At 37.8% G+C, this 18,699-nt stretch carries 16 protein-coding genes and 1 pseudogene; 1 reads left to right on the plus strand and 16 read right to left on the minus strand.

The window, feature by feature from the left end:
* Positions 1–52 precede the first annotated feature (52 nt).
* The 6 genes from ACFX4X_RS13360 to ACFX4X_RS13385 form a co-directional block, all read right to left on the minus strand.
* A complete protein-coding gene (locus tag ACFX4X_RS13360; protein ID WP_377384072.1) occupies positions 53–505 on the minus strand; it encodes a hypothetical protein in 453 nt (150 codons plus the stop codon).
* The gene (locus ACFX4X_RS13365) at positions 457–1,413 is read right to left on the minus strand and encodes a VWA domain-containing protein (RefSeq protein WP_377384074.1); all 957 of its coding nucleotides are present in this window, start codon (positions 1,411–1,413) and stop codon (positions 457–459) included. Before ACFX4X_RS13365 ends, ACFX4X_RS13360 begins: the two co-directional genes overlap by 49 nt.
* A gap of 95 nt (positions 1,414–1,508) precedes the next feature.
* Positions 1,509–1,904 (minus strand): hypothetical protein, encoded by a 396-nt coding sequence (locus ACFX4X_RS13370; RefSeq protein ID WP_377384076.1) that lies wholly within the window; start codon positions 1,902–1,904, stop codon positions 1,509–1,511.
* A gap of 28 nt (positions 1,905–1,932) precedes the next feature.
* Positions 1,933–2,166: a hypothetical protein gene (locus ACFX4X_RS13375; protein ID WP_377384079.1), complete on the minus strand. Its 234-nt coding sequence runs from the start codon at positions 2,164–2,166 to the stop codon at positions 1,933–1,935.
* Positions 2,167–2,679: 513 nt separating this feature from the next.
* Positions 2,680–3,288, minus strand: coding sequence for a pentapeptide repeat-containing protein (locus ACFX4X_RS13380; RefSeq protein WP_061463334.1), 609 nt, complete (start codon positions 3,286–3,288; stop codon positions 2,680–2,682).
* 20 nt (positions 3,289–3,308) lie between these two features.
* Positions 3,309–5,444 carry a PrsW family glutamic-type intramembrane protease gene (locus ACFX4X_RS13385; protein ID WP_377384081.1) on the minus strand — a complete coding sequence of 712 codons (2,136 nt, stop codon included), beginning with the start codon at positions 5,442–5,444 and terminating at the stop codon, positions 3,309–3,311.
* Positions 5,445–6,230: 786 nt separating this feature from the next.
* On the opposite strand from ACFX4X_RS13385, the pseudogene ACFX4X_RS13390 reads away from it, so the two are divergent.
* Positions 6,231–6,604, plus strand: a pseudogene (locus ACFX4X_RS13390) (IS3 family transposase); the annotation flags it as partial.
* A gap of 85 nt (positions 6,605–6,689) precedes the next feature.
* Here ACFX4X_RS13390 and ACFX4X_RS13395 read toward each other — a convergent pair.
* The 10 genes from ACFX4X_RS13395 to galU form a co-directional block, all read right to left on the minus strand.
* A complete protein-coding gene (locus tag ACFX4X_RS13395) occupies positions 6,690–8,420 on the minus strand; it encodes a phospho-sugar mutase (protein WP_377384084.1) in 1,731 nt (576 codons plus the stop codon).
* A 68-nt stretch (positions 8,421–8,488) separates the two neighbouring features.
* Complete coding sequence (locus tag ACFX4X_RS13400; RefSeq protein WP_289320316.1) at positions 8,489–8,629, minus strand: hypothetical protein; 141 nt, start codon at positions 8,627–8,629, stop codon at positions 8,489–8,491.
* Between the two features lie 93 nt (positions 8,630–8,722).
* Complete coding sequence (locus ACFX4X_RS13405; RefSeq protein WP_061463336.1) at positions 8,723–9,178, minus strand: NUDIX hydrolase; 456 nt, start codon at positions 9,176–9,178, stop codon at positions 8,723–8,725.
* Positions 9,179–9,262: 84 nt separating this feature from the next.
* On the minus strand, positions 9,263–10,486 hold the full coding sequence (locus ACFX4X_RS13410; RefSeq protein ID WP_377384087.1) for a glycosyltransferase: 1,224 nt from the start codon (positions 10,484–10,486) through the stop codon (positions 9,263–9,265).
* Positions 10,483–10,821, minus strand: a complete 339-nt coding sequence (locus ACFX4X_RS13415) for a hypothetical protein (protein WP_377384089.1) — start codon at positions 10,819–10,821, stop codon at positions 10,483–10,485. The genes ACFX4X_RS13410 and ACFX4X_RS13415 overlap by 4 nt, the downstream gene beginning before the upstream one ends.
* Before the next feature lie 501 nt (positions 10,822–11,322).
* Positions 11,323–12,327: an NAD-dependent epimerase gene (locus ACFX4X_RS13420; RefSeq protein WP_377384091.1), complete on the minus strand. Its 1,005-nt coding sequence runs from the start codon at positions 12,325–12,327 to the stop codon at positions 11,323–11,325.
* 410 nt (positions 12,328–12,737) lie between these two features.
* A complete protein-coding gene (locus tag ACFX4X_RS13425) occupies positions 12,738–13,919 on the minus strand; it encodes a hypothetical protein (RefSeq protein WP_377384093.1) in 1,182 nt (393 codons plus the stop codon).
* Between the two features lie 9 nt (positions 13,920–13,928).
* On the minus strand, positions 13,929–15,428 hold the full coding sequence (locus tag ACFX4X_RS13430; protein ID WP_377384096.1) for a glycosyltransferase: 1,500 nt from the start codon (positions 15,426–15,428) through the stop codon (positions 13,929–13,931).
* A 422-nt stretch (positions 15,429–15,850) separates the two neighbouring features.
* Complete coding sequence (locus ACFX4X_RS13435) at positions 15,851–17,170, minus strand: UDP-glucose dehydrogenase family protein (RefSeq protein ID WP_377384099.1); 1,320 nt, start codon at positions 17,168–17,170, stop codon at positions 15,851–15,853.
* Position 17,171: 1 nt separating this feature from the next.
* A complete protein-coding gene (gene galU / locus ACFX4X_RS13440; RefSeq protein WP_377384102.1) occupies positions 17,172–18,077 on the minus strand; it encodes a UTP--glucose-1-phosphate uridylyltransferase GalU in 906 nt (301 codons plus the stop codon).
* Positions 18,078–18,699 lie beyond the last annotated feature (622 nt).

The raw sequence follows: 18,699 nt of genomic DNA on the forward strand, positions 1-18,699 counted from the left end.
AACAATCCAACATTGATCCTCCATGATCGTGTCATTCCGCCGTAGCCGTTAATTATTTTTTCTTATTCGTCAGATCATCGATATTCTTATCCCCTTCATCCTTGATATCGTCATAAACCTGATTTCCACTATTAGTGACTTCGTCATACAAACGCCTCCCGGTATTACGAGCATAATCCCATGCGAAATTCTTACGATCAGTAATCTGTTTCCAGACCTCACCGTGAGGGATAGCATTTCCATATTTAATTTCTAGATACTTAAGGGCTGCTAGCAGATTATAATATTCTTTGTTCACTAGAATTTGCATATCTGTTTCTGTATTATTAATAACTCCCTGCTTCTGTTCTTTTTGTGTATTTGCCTGTCCTTCTCCTTTTTCTTTCCACATCGTCCACTCGCCTTGTAATTTGGCATACGCTTTATTGAGATAATTCTTTAGTGATTCGTCATTATCTACAGAAGTGAACTCTCCACCACCAGATGTAGCAACTTGTCGAAGCAATTTCTGTCCTTCGTTATAAAGCCAATAATATTTACAACTGTTTTCACTTTGGATTGGTTGAGTTCTTTGGCAATCTGCACTGGATTACCTCCACATGTTTCAATTCCATCACTAACTACATATACGACCGAATCGGTTGTCTCCGGATTAATATCTTGTTTTACAGATTTCAGAGCATTTGCAATTGGCGTCCATCCGGCTGGTTTTATATCTTGAAGTACCGTTTTTATTTGATTTGTCTGCTCGCCTTGACCATGAAAGATTTCTTCTGTACTGTTACAGGATACTTTTTTATCTTTATGACTTCCTGTTCCTTTATGTCCATAAACCCGCAAAGATACCTCTGCATTTTTTGGTAATTTATCTAAGAAGATTTGAATAGCTTCTTTGGCAGAGTCCATTTTTGATTTGCCATTGATCTGCGCTTGCATGCTGCCACTGGCATCAAGTAGGATCGAAATGTGTAACTTCTTACTTGTGGGTAATGTGATTTTACCATTAGGTCGCTCATTATTCACTTTAACTTCTGTTTCAAAATTATTGAAAGTGGTCACATAAGGTCGATAATCTTCAGCCAACAGGAGGAGGAGTTCTTCCTTATATTGATCAGCTGTCAAATCACTTGATAATTGATCCAGAGCTTCCTGAACCTTCTGTTCATCATAGTTAGAACCAGCATAACGTCCTGGAGGTTTCATTAATATTTGTTCATCTGTTAAGGAAGTCTGATGTTTACTTTGATCTGAATCTGATGGGTCCTGAATGTTTGAAATATTCTTTTCCGGTTCATTACTTCGATTTGAATGTGATGGATTCTGAGTTTTTGAAGTATTCTTTTCCGGTTCATTAATACAACCAGCAAGGAATAAGGCTAACGTTACCAATATTAAGATAGACCTTCGAATCATCAACTCGCCTCCGATTAATAATCTTCTTATATAATCAAATTATTATCTACCAAGCCAAAGTTCATTTGATAACCATAGCTTCTGGAATATACATGTTAATCAGGCTGATACGAGCAGACTAAATTTGCCGATTTCCATTCGTATTGAAGCTTCAATTCGTTTCCTCTGCGGTTGACGACCATAATGAATGGCTCCGCTTTGGGCTCGTGCAATATAACCCGAATTTCGTTTCCTTCTTTCTCGTATTCCCCGAACCATATTTGGGTAAAATTTCCCGTTGTTTCATGAACGGATAAAGGTTCCCTATCGGTAGTAGGATTTTCAAAAAATTTCATCCCGGAAAAGCAAGCTGTCGATTGGGAACCGGCGACAAGCTTCCAGTCCCCCTCTAGTTTCAACTCTGCGGTTTCCGTTTTTTTTGCATCATTGCAACCAACCAGCAAGGAAACGGCAAATAGTACAGCGATCGTTCCTACAACTGTACTTTTCATAAATAACCCCCTTCACTGCATATTAATCTCATTGAGCAAAGAAGTAATTAAATATTATGGTTGCGATTATGAAAACCTCTATATTGGAAATATGGTGCAGTGTATTGTTGGCGTAACTTTTATGAGCGATTATGGTATTGCATAACCCGATATAAACGACCACACCCTCGCGCCGAAACGCGTTGGCAGCCCGCTCTCCAGCAGCTCCAGCCTGCCATAGCATATGCTCCTCAGTGTCGCCATCATCTTGGAGCGCACACATTCCTTCACCGGGAAAGCGTAGGTACTTCCTCTCTCCACATCCGTGCCACCTTGTCACCAGGTATTACATAGGTTAAGTGTGTTATGGGTTGAATAACGAGTTCAAAGGCAACATAAGTTTGTGATATCAAAGCTTTCCTATAAATACAACTACGTCTTTACATGCATGGGGTATTTTTCCTTAAGCCCTTCTACTCTTTCAAATAATTTGGTTTGCTGTTCTTCTCTAGGTTTAGATGCGCCCACTCTTATAATTGATCAAGTTCAGCAAGAATACTTGGTAAATCTTGCTCTTCATCAACACCTGACGAAAAAAGATCTACCTAGGATGGCAGTATCCAAAATTCTTTGAAAAAGGATTCCGTAGCAACTGAAAGAAAGAAGTGTTTTTCAAAATCGTTTTGTGGATCAAGGATCATTACACTAATAGCCATCTGTTATTCAACTTCGAAGACCGCACTGAAAGCTACTGTTTTGATTTAACGGTATTGTCTCGATCAATAACGCCTAAAAGTTATTCTTTGATTTCATTAATGAGCCACTGTCTACCTTCTTCTCCTTTAAGAATTATAGGGTGTTCTGGAGTACCTATATTAACACTTTTAATGAAAGCCTCCTCTAGTCCTCGAATCCCCCCTAACTTAGCCCCCTTTAGTAATACCCCTTCAAACGTAGATAATCTTACATCAGCATTCAGTAATGACGCTTCACGAAAATCTGCCTCATCAAAAAGACCACCTACTAAATTTGCGTTTGATAAATCAGCCTTAACAAAAACTGTCTCAATGCATTCACTATCAGCAAATCTTGAGGCTTTAATATTCGCATTTGTAAAATCTACATATGAAACGTTAGACTTACAAAAATCTGAACCTTCTAAATTAGCGAATTTAAAAGTTGATGAACATAATAAAGATGAAGACATATCTTTAAGATTTAAGTTCATACCATCAAAAAGACAAGCTGTAAGGTATGCTTGATCTAACGGATATTTTGATAAATCTAAATTTCGGAAGTCTATTTCATCTAAGCCGAGTTTTTCACCTTTCTTACCAATGGTCTCTATCCAAAGGCGGTGTGATTCGAGTTGAACAATAATTTCCTCAACATTTAATATTGTCATGCCCTGCATACCCTCCTAAACTATGGATACCAAATAATTCTATCAGCTATTCCTGCTTCTTTTATTGCCTCTTTTAACTGATCAATATGTTCAGGAATTAGTTTTCTCGTATCCACTATTACATTGTAGTTTTTATCAAGTTCCTTATTGATCCCTTTCATTCCATTATTTACTGTAAAGGCTCCCTTTTTCGGTGATGTATGCCCATTTGGATAAGATTGAAAGCTTTTAACATCCCATTTTACACCATTAGTAGTGTCAATAAATTCTGCTCCACCATCAGCCTGAGGATCTCGAATTATTCTACCTAGTTTGCCCTGTTTCTCCAATTCCAAGCCTATCTCTCTTTCTTTCACACCCTGATCTCTAATTTTACCTCCATGTGAAGGATCACCTGCTAAATTATCCAATTCCTTTTGATTTCTACCACCAGTATACTCCGTTCCCTCATCAGCTTTTTCCTTATTCGGCGTATCGTCATCCGGCTTCTTGGGATCGTCCGTATGCTTGCCAGGGCTTTCGCCGTCACTTTTCGGAGGTTTCGGTTTAATCGGAACGTCGACATCCGGCTTCTGGGAACCAAGCTTATCCAAAAGCTTGCGCACATAGCGGTGCCCTTTCTTCCCAACCCATCTTAGTGCACTGCCGAACGGAATTCGGCTTAGTACAATGCCGAGAGCGACGGAAAACGCATTTTCGGGAGTCAGCAGCTTCTTCGGATCGCGGATATAACCGGCAGTCTCATGTCCGCTCCCGGCGATTCCCGCCCCCGTCATCGCGATGCCAAAAGCCGGCCAGAATCCGACGAACAGCAATGACAAGGCAAGGGCACCAAGCACTATCGCCCCTTGTTCATACCAATCCAACCCATCCCACCAATTTTGCAGCGAATCGAACATGCAGGCGAAACATGCCGTTTCCCCACCGCCCGCATGAGCCCCGATGCCTGCGAACAGACCGGCCACAAGCAGAATCATCGCGAGTCCGGTTAGCGCCTGGTAAAGAGCCTTTACCCGAGCCTGGACAGGCTCCTGTCTACCGGCGGCTTCTTCATTTCCATAAAGTAAATGATATCCAAGCTCCCTGCGCTCCCGGTAAAAGCCTAGCCAATATATGAATTTCCCCCGGTCCAGACAAAAAGAGCGGATCATATTCCACAGCTCGGTAAACGGATTAAGAAGCGGCTCGTTCGGCAGCAACGGAAGGTAGTTCCGTATTTTGTTCAGCGACCAGTAATCGGCAATGAGCGATGCGGCAAGCATCAGCAGGAAGGCCGGCTGAGTTTTATAACCGCTGCCGGTCCACTCATGAAGCCGGAACACCCAACCCGGCAGCTTGTGTTGGCCGTTATAAGCCGCGTGATCCAAGATGGACCACAGCAAAAGGATTGCCGGGAACAGAAAAACCCATTTCGTCAGTCTTGTTCGCAGCCGATAAGCAATTCCGCACGCAAGTGTGATCATGGCTGTATGTACGGGATGACCGACGGTCATTATCGTCGGGAACAGACTTTCTTCGAAACGCCCGGGAAACAGTGAGAATATATCCCAATGGATCGTTTCGCCGCCCAGCATTGTAAAGCTATAGCCAAACTTTTTCTCAAGAATGCCGGAACTTAGCCACCTTCGGGAAAGCTCCTCCATCAGTTGGAAGCCGACACCGGTTGCCGCCCCGATGAGCGTGAAATCGCTTAAACTCAAGGCGGAAGCTCGACGTGAGAAAAACAGAAATATACCTAGCGGAAGGAGCTTCCACAATTCTTCGAAAATTGGCGTGATAACGGCAATGGACCAAGTGTCGGAAGTTTTTCCGCCGAAAAACGCATGGAGAGCATTGACCGTAAGCGTCGTGAACGGTACGACAAGGAATACACCTAACAGAACGAACAGAACAACTTGCTTCCACGGCATCGTTTTGCTTCGGCACAGAAACCAAAATTGCAGCAGCACATAAAACGACCACAAATATTGAATCATCATGGTACGCGATACTTTAACGAAAAACAAGCTCAACACAAACGCAAGCAAAGACAGCCAGGAAAAAATCGCATACGCCGTTTTAATAAACGGATACTTCGCAATCCATGATTGGCAAATTCGATAGATGGCCTCAAGGAAATCCCGAATTCCGGTTCGAATGGACCAGAGAGTATTCACTACGGTCGCCTCCTTTGTAAGCCGACCTCGTGCGATCGGGACGTCTCCCTTGACGACGGTCCGGCCATGAGTAAATAAATGAATTCATGAAAACGATGGTCACCGATCGATCGGAGGTTTATAGAGTAATACCCGCAACAAGTACTTACCTATTTCTCGCGGGATACTAGTAATATAGACATTTTTATAAAATGTGGAAAAGGCGCTGGTCGCAAATCTGGGTATTTTTGCACGAAGCCCAGAAAAGGTAAAATTGCTGCTATTGAAAGGAGAAAAATGCCGATTGCCGCACTAAGGAGAAAGCATCCTTCAAATTGCCTTCAAAATAATGGGGCCGTGAAAATAAATAAAAATAACGTGCCCGTTGCAAGTATAAATCCAATCAGACTTGTAATCACAAGCCAACTTTCCCTTCAAATAATTTGGTAGATGGTCGTACAACATCATTTCAATCAGTTTGCATAGGATTTGACATGAAAAATCTCCTTCTTTCCTCACCTCTTATTTATTTGATTAACCTATATTTTTATATTCGAAATTACTAAAAAGATACCTCTAAATTGAGTTTTATTAACAAACCTCTTCTTTATCTTAATAAAATGTTTTAAAAGCATCTAAATTGCACATACATTTATTCAACTAAATGAATCGTCTACACTTATCTGGACAGAAGTTTTAAGGGCAGATACACTTAACTCACTACGATAAGGGAGCACTCAAAATGACCAAGCGAAAACGCCGTACGTTCACTTCTGAATTTAAACAACAGATCATTGAACACTACCAAAACGGAACAAAGATAAATACTCTGTATCAGCAATGTGTGGCGTCCTGGAGCTTTCACGGAGCACCTAATACTACGAAGCAAATGCCATTTTAGAAATTTTTGATAAAAATCGAAAGGCGTACGGAACACGTAAGATTAAGGTTGAATAAAAGAAAAGAGGCATTACGGTCTCCAGAAGGCGAATTGGCCGTATCATGAAAGAACAGGGGCTTGTTTTCTCTTTTATAGTTGCTCAGTCTAAACCGCAAAAGACCTCATGCAACGAATCAGGCGAGGCTAACGAATTAAATCGGGAATTTCTACAAGAAGAAGAGAAAAAATAGTGGTCAGTGATTTAAGATTTGTCAAAGTCAAAAATAAATGGCATTACATGATAAACAAAAAAGGGTCCGCATTTCTCTACATAATGAATGCTGACCCTAGTTTTTAAAGAAGATCCTCTGAATGAGAGTCCTTCTTTAAAGCATTTTATTGATTCTTCTCATAAAGTCTTCCATAACGGTGTATAATTTCCCCTTAGCTTCCTTCATCGAGCTTCCTTGAACACCGAAATAAAATTTAATTTTAGGTTCTGTTCCGGAAGGTCGTAAACATACCCATGTGCCATCATCAAGAAAGTATTTTAATACGTTGGATTTTGGGAGCTTGATGGCCTCTTCCCTATTTGACGCAAACATGTATTTTTTCCTGCTGAGATAATCCTCTTGAACCACTACTTGATGACCACAGATTTGCTCTGGTGGATTTTCACGGAATTCATTGAGGATCGCTTGAATTTGTCTGGCACCTTCAATTCCTTTTAAAGTTAACGATCGTAAATCTTCCAAGTAATAGCCATATTTCTCAAAAACATGCAGTAAACCTTCGTACATCGTTTTGCCTTGCTTTTTGTAATAGGCACAAACTTCCACTGCCAGAATAGTCGCCTGTATGGCATCCTTATCTCGAGCAAAGTCTTTGATTAGATATCCATAGCTTTCTTCATAGCCAAACAGGAAAGAATGTTCTCCACTTGTGTGGTATTCATGGATCTTTTCAGCAATGAATTTAAATCCAGTTAAAACATCTACCGTTTTCAAACCATTTTGATCAGAAATCGCGCGTCCTATTTCTGAAGTCACAATGGTCTTTAATACCACTCCATTTTCTGGAAGAGTCCCTTTCTTTTGTTTTTGTGAAATTAAATAATCCAAAAAGAGAGCGCCTGTTTGGTTTCCTGTTAATGCGACATAATCTCCAGCATTATTTTTCACGCTAATTCCGAGCCTATCCGCATCTGGATCGGTGGCAATCAATAAATCAGCGTCGACACGTTTTCCAAGCGCGATGGCCAATTCAAAAGCAGCATGTTCCTCTGGATTAGGCGATTTAACAGTAGGAAAGTTAGCATCGGGCATTTCCTGTTCTTTAACAATATGGACATTTCGATATCCTAGATCATGCAAAGCACGTTTTACTGATTTATTGGCTGTACCATGAAGCGGTGTAAACACGAGCTTTACATCGATTTCATTTGCTAACTTTGGATCTTCCGGAATAGTGAGCAAATGCTCATTATAAGCAGTATCCAGCTCTTCCCCAATGATTTGAATGAGCCCTCTGTCTTTTAGGATTTCTTCTTCCTCCACTACAATGGAAAGCTCACTTTCAATCGTGTTCACGTAATTAATGACTTGATCCGCCGCTACAGGAGGTAGCTGTGCACCGTCTGATCCGTAAACTTTATACCCATTATATTCAGGCGGATTATGGCTTGCTGTAATGACGATACCGGCAAATGCACTCAGCTTACGTACGGAAAAAGAGAGCTGTGGGGTAGGGCGTAATTCATCAAATAAATAAGCTTTAATTCCCTTTGTTGCCAAAGTCTTGGCTGCTTCCAATGCAAATTCTGGAGACTTATGTCTTGAATCGTAAGCAATTACGACTCCTCTGGATTTTGCCTCGTTTCCAAACGATTGAATATACTCAGCAAGTCCTACTGTCGCTTTTCGCACAGTATAAATGTTCATCCTATTCGTACCTGGACCAATTTCCCCTCGCATACCACCCGTCCCGAAGTCCAAATTTTTATAAAAGGCGTCTTCAAGTGCTATCTCATCATCCTTCATTTCTTCAAGCATTAAACGCATTTCATTATCTAAATTTCTGTAACTTGTCCAAATAGTATATAAAGACTTCCACTCCATGAAAAAACAGCTCCTTCCAGCCTGTATATTTTTCTTTTCTCTTTGACCTTAGTACACATTGTAGGCGATCAATGAGTATGAAATCTAAAAGCCATCGTTCCTAAAGCACCCATTACGATATCATTTTTAGCTTTCTCAAGTAGTTCCTTATCCTGCAACGGAGTTGTAGAATCGCCAAATATCGTACCTTCCAAAGTAGGTTGATTCATTCATATTCCCAACCAGCACTTTGGAAAGAGCGTCATTTATTCTTCATTACTTCTTTGAAAGAAGAGCGAAAATACGGCTTGTTTCGAAAAAATTCAATTGCGAAATCTTGAATAATTACAAATTTCTTTTTTGATATCGGGATCCATATCTTTTGGCAGCTGATTGATTGGAAAGAATTGTACAGCACTTCCTTCATTACCATCAGGTTTCAAGGTTCCTTCGATAATTTCATTTGTTGTATAAAAAGCGTTAACAGAATAGAATTGATCTCCATTTGGTAAGTGAATAAAATAGTTTACGCCTGATAAAACTTTTAGAAATTGTAATCCACCAATCGTTAAACCTGTTTCTTCTTTTACTTCACGCAATGCTGTTTCCTCTAATGATTCTCCTAACTCCATAAGTCCCCCTGGTAATCCCCATACTTTTGTATCTGTTCGATATTGTAATAAAATCTGCCCAAGTGGATTAAATACTAATACTTTTGCCCCTGTTAAAATGACTGGCCTTTTTCCCACAAGCTTGCGTAAATCTTCAATATAGCCCATGTCATTCCCCTTTCTACCTAAATGATAACTATTGGGTATCCTGCTTGTTTTTTCGTAACTGTTTTTAAGTTTTCCTTACTTGATTTATTTTTTCTGTTCCTTTTTCGTTTTCGTTTTCGTTTTCGTTTTCGCTTTCTGTTCCTTTTCCTTTTTCTTTTTCTTTTCCGTTTTCTGTTCCTTTTCCGTCTTCGTTTTCGTTTTCGTTTTCGTTTTCGTTTCGGCTTCCGTTTTCGTTTCCGTTGTATTAACGAGAGAATATAATCTTTGTTGCTCAATAATTTGTTTATTGACATCAAATTTTTCTTCAATGACTTTCCGTGCTCTTTCCGTATAGGCGTTCCAAATCTCTGGATGATCTATAAAGAATTGTATGCCTTTCGCTAACTCAATATCATTTTTTTCTGGAGCTAGGTATCCTGTTCTCAGGTGTTCAATTAATTCAGGGATTCCCGCATGTTGAGTGGAAACGACAGGTAAACCGCTAGCCATTGCTTCTTTTAAGGCATTAGGAATGCCTTCGATATCACCAGTTTTAGCAGTCTGACTTGCAAGGCAAAAGATATGAGCTTTTTTCAATTCGTCCGAAACTTGTTTTGAATCCATAGCTCCTCTAAGAATCACAGCATCTTTAAGGTTAAATTCTGTAATGACCGATTTAATTTTATCCTCATCTTCACCTGCTCCAATAATATGCAGTCTAGCATTTGGATATTGTGTATAAATCCGTTTAAATGCTTTTATAAGAGTAATAAATCCTTTTTTGTCTACAAGTCTACCTACAGATAAAACTCTTATTTCGCCTTCTTTAGGTAGAGTGGGGGTAGAATAGGCGAAAAGATCCAATTCGATACCACCATATAACACATGAATTTTATCGTCCGGAATTCCTAAACTTCTTAATCCTTGTGCAAGATATTGGCAAACAGGAAAAAAGTGTGCACCCTGTTTAATTAATGATGAATATCGCTGAGCATTTTTTTCGAAAATTTCTGGTCTGTCAGAACCATCGCGCCCTCTAATGCTAACAATCAATGGGATATTATATTTTTCACATACAGGCAAAATTTCTTGTCCATGTTTTCCGTGATGAGCATGAATGGCTATGATTTCTTGTTCTTTGAAGAAATTTTCTAGATCTTTAATCTTGTTTAAATTATAGTAGTTTTCAAAGGGGAATTCTGTATGGTTGGTATCGTCGAATGGGCCGATTACGATTGAGCGATAGCTACTTATTTTTACGATTTGATTATATATAAAACGTTGGTGTGTTTTAATGTTTTCACTTACAAAATAAGCAATAGTTTTCATTCAGCCTCAGTCCCTTTAACAAGAAATTCATATTTGCTCTTCTCGCGTCCTGCTAAAACTAATAGCTCTTGATAATTGCCTAATTTTTTTATTTTTCCTTGTTCTTCAATTTGTTTCACTTGCTTGTGAAATTCATGAGGGAACATGGAATCAGCTTTATAAATGTCTTTGTATGGTAGGTCTTCAGAACAAACTTTAAGGTAGTTTTCAAACAGAGGATTTAATTTGAATAGAAGATCTTTTGCAGAATTACGTGTAAGGGACGTCATGAGAAAATCTGACAAATTATACTCCTTAAGAACTTCCAATGGAGTTTTCATATTTTTAGGGTTCAAATTACTTTCTCCTTTTATTAACTAACATATTTTTAATTATTCTTTTTGCTTGCATGTAATTTACCTATTTACCTATCTCTTTTTATTTGATTTTAGGCTTTTACTCATTAAATTTTTAATTATATTGATCTGCTGCCATGTACACTTCAAATCTACTAATATCGAATCTTTCTCCATCAATCGTTTTCCCCATAGACATTCTATAATTTTCATCATTTCATTAATGGCATCTGTTATTTGACCTTTCATCACCAACTCCAGGATTTATTTTTTCTAAAGTGTCAATGACAGCTAAATTTGACGGTGGATCATTTGATGGTTTTAAACGTTATTGAAACTTCACCTATGCCGAATTATATTTCCTCAAGGCCTGACGCCATTACCTCATCTTTTGTTATCATTATCAAGTCGAGGTGATTGAAATTTTTTAATTTACTGACTGAAGCAGAGATTCCATCATTATTTTTTATCCACTAATATAAATTCACTACTTCTTTTTCCTTATTTATTGTACTTATTGTACCAATTTACAAAATGAGTTAAACCTTCTTCTATTCTTGTTGAAGGATAGAACCCCACATCAGCATGCAAATCGGCAATATCTGCATATGTCTCCTTAACATCTCCCGGTTGCATTGGTAAGTACTCTATTTTTGCCTTTTTGCCAATTAGTTTCTCTAATGTGTTAATGAAATCCATTAATTTTACGGGCTTATTGTTACCGATATTATAAATTTTGTATGGGGCATAACTTGAACTTGAATCAGGATTAGCTCTATCCCATCCAATATTACAAACCGGTGGTTTATCAAGTAATCGGATTATTCCTTCAACAATATCATCAATATAAGTAAAGTCTCTTCTCATATCCCCATTATTAAAAACCTTTATTGTATTCTCTTCAATAATATTTTTAGTAAAAGAGTAATAAGCCATATCAGGTCTCCCCCATGGACCATACACCGTAAAGAAACGGAGTCCAGTGGTTGGAATATTATATAAATGACTATAAGTATGAGCCATTAATTCATTAGACTTTTTAGTGGCAGCATATAAACTTACTGGATGATCCACTTGGTCTTTGGTTGAGAAGGGGATATTAATATTTGCTCCATATACAGAACTTGAGGATGCATAAATTAAGTGCTTTACATTATTTTGTCGACAGACCTCTAAGATATTTACAAACCCAACTAGGTTGGAATTAACATAAGAATCCGGGTTGTCTATGCTATAACGTACTCCAGCCTGAGCTGCTAAGTTGATGACTATATCAATGGTTCTGTCTTTAAATAATTGATTTAATTTTTCTTTATCCAACAAATCCATTTTATGGAATTCGAAATCAGGGTTTTCTTCTAATATCTTGAGTCGATTGTTCTTTAAAGAAACATCATAATAATCATTAATATTGTCTACTCCTATAACATTGATATCTTGGGCTAACAGACGTTTTGTTAAATGGAAACCAATGAAACCTGCAGCCCCTGTTACTATAATGTTCATAGTATTGATTTCAATCCTTTCTATATAATTGGATTTTGACACCTTTCTGGAACACTGAGTAAGCATCCGTATTTATATATATTGATACTTTCGATCCTTTACAATAACAGAACAGTGTTCATTATGACGGATATAAAGAGGGGGCAAACTCAAAATCTTCATGGGGGAGAGACTTACGTTTTATTCGTAATCCACCAATGACATGATATCCTTTTTCGCTTTAAGCCTTATGAGTTTTCCACTCTTATACCCGCTGTGAACTAGCACCTACGAATGAAGTTTAAGCTAAAACGTTCTCGGAAACCGTTGAATGCAAAATCACCATAGGTTTTGATATGCTCATTTTTTGTGATAACTAAAACTTCAACAATTAGGAGTAATACCTTTTTAATTTTTTCGTTAGGATTCAGTTACATAAGCGTATTTTCATTTTCATCTAATGGGATTGGTGTTTTTGTCCATTCAGCATACGTACCAGGGTCTATCGCCTTCACTTGTTTTAGAAAAGAATCTAAAAAATTTATTTCTCGCAGGTCTTTAAATAACTCGAGAGGTCTTTTTTGTTCACGTGAAAACGAGTACACATGGTCGACTAATTTAAAACCATTCCTGGTTATAATAATATGCCGTAATGGGGCATCAATTTGCTTAAAACCTGATTTTTCCATTGTTTTTAATATATAGAGTAAACGTTTTGTTATGTCCTCAGAAAGTACAGATTGTTTTTTAAGAAACGTATTTAAATCTGGTCCTAATAGATATTCCATTAAAATATAATTTGGTCCTGTTTCAAAGACTTTCGGGATAAAAGGCAAGTCTTGACTTGATAAAAGAACCATTTTTTCCTGATTTGCATGTTCAGTTTTTCCGTAAAGTTTTACGCATGTGTCTTCAGACACTCGATAAACAGCACCTTGATGCCCTTTTCCAATGAGTGTTTGTGTTATAGCGCTATCCACTTTTACACCATTCCCTGACCCTCCTGAGAGGACGGGAATGTTTCTAAAGTCCAAACTATTTTGATTGAAATAATCCTCCCACTCATTGAAGGTGTCCGGTTCGAGCTTTTTCACTTGGGCTAAGAACGAGTCCTTTAAAAGGATTATTTTTAAATCTCTTAATAATTTTAATGGTACAGGATGCATTCTTTTAAAGGAATTTACATGGTCAATCACCTTAAGTTCCTCATTACCAACGACAAAAATATGGCGTAGGGGAGCATCTATCATGGTGAATTTTGCTTGTTTTAATTCCCTTAATATATAGAGAAGTTTCTTTACTATAGAATCAGGGATATACGTATAATTTCTCAGGTAATCTTTTAAGGTTGGAGCATTAAAATATTCCATGACTATATAGTTTGGTCCTGTATCATATACCAAAGGCATAAAGGGTAGATTTTTTCCAGCATTAAGAGCTTCATCCTCCATTTTCGCTTGTACCGGGTCTGAATAGATTTTTACACATTTATCTTCTGAAAGTTTAAATACTGCACCTTGAGCACCCATTCCAATCAGCGAATAGGTTGTGGGATTATGAATTTCCAAAGATTTTTCACCTTTGGTTACAGTAATGGTTTTAAAATTCTCCATGATCTCCTCCTAACTGCTCATCCATCGACTTCTGTTGAAACTGTTGAATTTTATTAAGGGATTTTTTAACTTTTTCGGATTTTTGAGCCTTATTTTTTTTTTACGAGATGCTATTGTTTCCTCATTACCTTTAGTCTTTTGTTGAATCTTTGCTTTTTTGTCTTTTTTATTAGATGCTACATGTTTATCTTTGACTTTATCTTTAGTCTGCTGCTGAAGCTGTCGAAGCCGTGGAAGCTGTTGAAGCTGCTGAAACTGTGGAAGCTGTTGAAGCTGTTGAAGCTGTTGAAGCTGTTGCATATAAATAAGGGCTTTTCTGGCTAAACCGGCTTTTTTTCTAGGCGCTATTGTTTCGCCATCATACTTATCTTGCTGTTGAGGCTTTGTAGTCTCCTTAAGGGTTTTTTTATCAATTTGGCGAGGTGTTACTGAATTTTGTTTACTTACTTTATAAGGGGCTAAAAGTTCATCATAAAATTCAGCTTGTTGTTGAAGCTGTTGGACGAGGTTAAAGTTTTGTTCGACTTTTTGACGAGCCGATACTGTATATATTTCCCATATTTCTCTGTTAGTTAGCATAAATTCAAGAGCATCTGCCAGTTCATCTACATTATTTTCTTGTACTAAAACACCCTCTTTGTTATTTGTTATTAATTCAGGGATGCCGGCATGATTGGTCGAAATCACTGGTACCCCAATCGCCATAGCTTCTTTTAATGTATTAGGTATACCTTCTACATCTCCATCGGCGGCTTCTAGGCTCGCGGCGCAAAATAAATCTGCATTGGTCAATTGTTCTCGTACTTGATCTTTAGGTAGATGATTTAATAAACGAAAAGAGTCTCCTAAATTAAGTTGATTTGCCAAAGAAATGAGATATTCTTCAAGCTCTCCTCTTCCGATGATCGTCAGGGTTGCATTTGGAAATTCACCTTTGATTTTTTGAAAAGCTTGCATTAAGATGTGATGTCCTTTTTTTTCCACCAACCTACCGATGGATAAAATGTTTTGAGAGCCCCCTTTATGTGGAGTCCGGTATTTGAATTCGTTAAGGTCAACGCCACCATATAACACTCTAATTTTTTCTGATGGACAACCCCAAGCAATTAACCTATCTGCTAAATACTGACAAACTGGAAAAAAACGCTCACCTCGATCAAATAGCATTTTCATGTTATCTAGATAGTCAATGGGCTGATTAGCTAGGGTTGCATCCCTGCCTCGAATACTTGTTACCAACGGAAGGTTTGTTCCTTCTTTAAAAGGAAGTAATAACATCCCTAATTGACCATGGTGAGCATGTAAGAGGGAGATATCATTTCTTTTCACATATTCTTTTGGTGAGAAAATTTCATTGAGATAATGAACTTTCTCATTCAAAAGGGAAAGATCTATCATATATTTAGGTTGTCGTACCAAATGAATATAATCATAATCAGGAACTTCTCGAATCTGTGGGATATATTGGGTCGGATCAACTCTTAAATTCAAATGCATAACTGTGTGCAAATAAATGTTCTCCTTTCTAGCATAGTAAGCAAATTTCCTGGACCTTTTCAAGTATATTATGCAGGACTCTATAAGTACGCATGGACTAATAACATACAGTAAAGCTAAATGGCAGTGAGTATGCGTTTACTTAATATAAAGGTGAGTTAAGTAAGTGCTATGACACAAGAGTATTTGCAAACAATGATACTAATATAACATGCTAATAATTGACGTTTTTCTATGGTTCTAATGGTCGATGAAGATTTTTCTTTTATTTAAAGAAATATAAAAAAAGCACCCAAGAACTATATCAAAGGTGCTGCATTGCCAGTTTGCCCGCCTATAGAATAACAACTCCCTCTTTGAATGGTTAAGTTAACCTAATATATGGCTTTAAAAAATCATGTTCTCGTTAATAAAGTGTTAGAAAAAGTTTCGTTTTATGTCATACCAATAACAATTGCTGGCCTTCCTATTGGATAATATTCAATTTTCTTGCAAGCTCTGATTCGATTTTCTTCAAGACAATTTCTACCATCAAAAACAATCGGTTGTTTCATTGTGTTCATCAATGTCTCCAGATCTAAATGTCTAAACTCATTCCATTCGGTAACAATAAATACAGCATCCGCATCCACTGTCGCTTCGCGAACTGAGCTGGCAAATCTAATTGTATCCCCTAATATGTTCTTCGCATTATCTATTGCAACCGGATCATAAGCTACCACTTCTGCTCCAAGTTTGGTTAATGAACGCGCAATTTTTATTGATGGCGCTTCCCTCATATCGTCTGTCTCTGGCTTGAAAGCAAGACCAAGCATTGCAACCTTTTTCCCTTTTAAATCCCCCAAGCGATTTATCGCTTTCGTTACAAGGAGTTCCTGCTGATAATCATTAATCGCTACTGTTTCTTTTAACAGGGAAAAATGTACTCCATTTAACTTGGCAGTATGAAGCAACGCTTTAACATCCTTTGGAAAACAAGATCCTCCATAACCAATACCGGGCTGTAAAAAAGCTTCTCCAATCCTCTTATCTTTTCCCATTCCCTTTGCTACATCTTTAACATCTGCACCTACTACTCCGCATAAATTGGCAACTTCATTGATAAAGCTAATCTTAGTCGCCAAAAAGGCATTAGAAGCATACTTAATCATTTCCGCACTTCTAATACTTGTTAATATAAATGGTACATTTAACGGACGATACATTTCTTGTACTTTCTTAGCCGCCTCGTCATTTTCAGAACCGATGATGATTCGATCTGCTTGCATCGTATCCATAACAGCTGACCCTTGTCTTAAAAATTCAGGATTTGAAACCATATTAAAGGTGATCCTTTTGTTACAAAGTTCTTCCATAATTTTTTTAATAAAATCATTCGTACCAACTGGCACAGTACTCTTTATAACGACTACTGAACTCTGTACTAGGTTCGCAGCAATATCCTTCGCGGCTTGCACAATATACGATAAATCTGCTCCCCCATCCTCCATTTGCGGTGTTCCTACGGCAATGATGATAATCTCGGCACCATTTAGCGCTTCTCGATGAGATGTTGTAAATAGCAGTCTACCCGCTGCAGCATTTTGAGCAAGCAAATTCTCCAGACCCGGTTCATATATTGGAGAAATCCCATGACGTAGACTTTTAATTTTCTTTTCATCTGTATCGATACAAATGACACTATGCCCTATTTCTGACAAACAAACACCAGTGGAAAGCCCGACATATCCTGTACCCAAAACAGCTATTTTCATATTATTCAAGCTCTCTCTTTATAATCTGAAGGTTTTCTTTCTTATTTACATCCCTTAAATAGGAAAGTACCTCGTCTCTTATATCATCCCTGCGCAAAGCAAAGTCTATTGTTGCCTTAATAAATCCAACTTTATCACCAATATCATATCGGTTTCCCTCAAAATTATATGCTAATACTGCCTGCTGCTTATTTAGCTCATTTATGGCATCAGTAAGTTGTAATTCATTACCATGTCCAACCGGAAGCATTGAAATTGTTTCAAAAATCTCAGGTCTAAAAACATAACGCCCCATTATCGCATATCTGGAAGGAGCCTCTTCCCTTTTCGGTTTTTCCACCAAAGAATCAATATGAAAAAGGTTAGGCTCAATCATTGTCCCTTTTGGCTTAATAATTCCATATTTACTGACATCCTTTTCCGGTACATTCTGAACAGCTACGACGGAACTGTTGCAATACTCAAAAACACTGATGATTTGTTTCAGACAAGGTGTTTCAGACATAACGATGTCATCCCCTAACAAAACAGCAAAAGGTTCATTTCCAATGAAGCTTTTAGCACAGAGAATTGCATGTCCTAGCCCCATCGGTTCCTTTTGGCGGACATAATAGATATTTGCCAAACTAGATATTTTCTGAACTTCCTCTAAAATATCGAGCTGATTTTTTCTTAAAAGTGCATCTTCCAACTCATAGGATTTATCAAAATGATCCTCTATTGATCTTTTTCCTCTACCGATTATGATAATAATTTCCTCTATACCCGAAGCTACTGCTTCTTCAACAATATATTGAATCGTTGGTTTATCAACAATCGGCAGCATTTCCTTAGCCTGAGCTTTTGTTGCAGGCAAAAATCGGGTTCCGAGGCCTGCGGCCGGAATAATAGCCTTTCGGATTTTCATAAACTGCCTCCCTTTTGTCATTCATTAATCCTTTATATGCAATAGGACAACTTTCGGTCTAGTTAGAAGCCCAATTAGTCCTTTTTTATTTAACAGGGACTAGTAGGCTATACATGTAAGAATCCCAATCTGGCTGTGGACGAGCCGCGCAACCTGTCGGTTACGTGCCAAATTAAAAACTCCATTACACTTTTTATGCAATGGAGTTACCTTGGTTTTCGTGTAATGGTCGATAAACGGTTTGATAAACTACTGTGTGAGCTTTTTGGCGGTTCAGTAGCCTAAACGATTTCCTTTTTTTCTTTCTTTGAAAAACTCCAGCTGTCAGTAATGAGAGCAACAATTTCTTTGATTAAAATAATGGGTATCGCAGATCCCGTTTTTAGTGACGAATAATTTATAAGGTTTTTTTTCATAAATACATTTCCGTTCCCTTTTATATCAAAATATATGATGGACTGTATTCATGATTTTGAGGGGGAAATTTTTACTGATAAATTCTTAATCTAATATTTGAGAAGACAATAAAAAAGGGAGGTTTATTAACGAGGCTGCTGAAAAACTCACGTTTTTCTAACTAGTACGGTAAATCAAATTAAAAAAAGACGATTCTCATTCGATA

This window comes from Peribacillus sp. YIM B13481 (assembly GCF_042787985.1).
Taxonomy (GTDB): Bacteria; Bacillota; Bacilli; order Bacillales; family DSM-1321; genus Peribacillus; species Peribacillus simplex_A.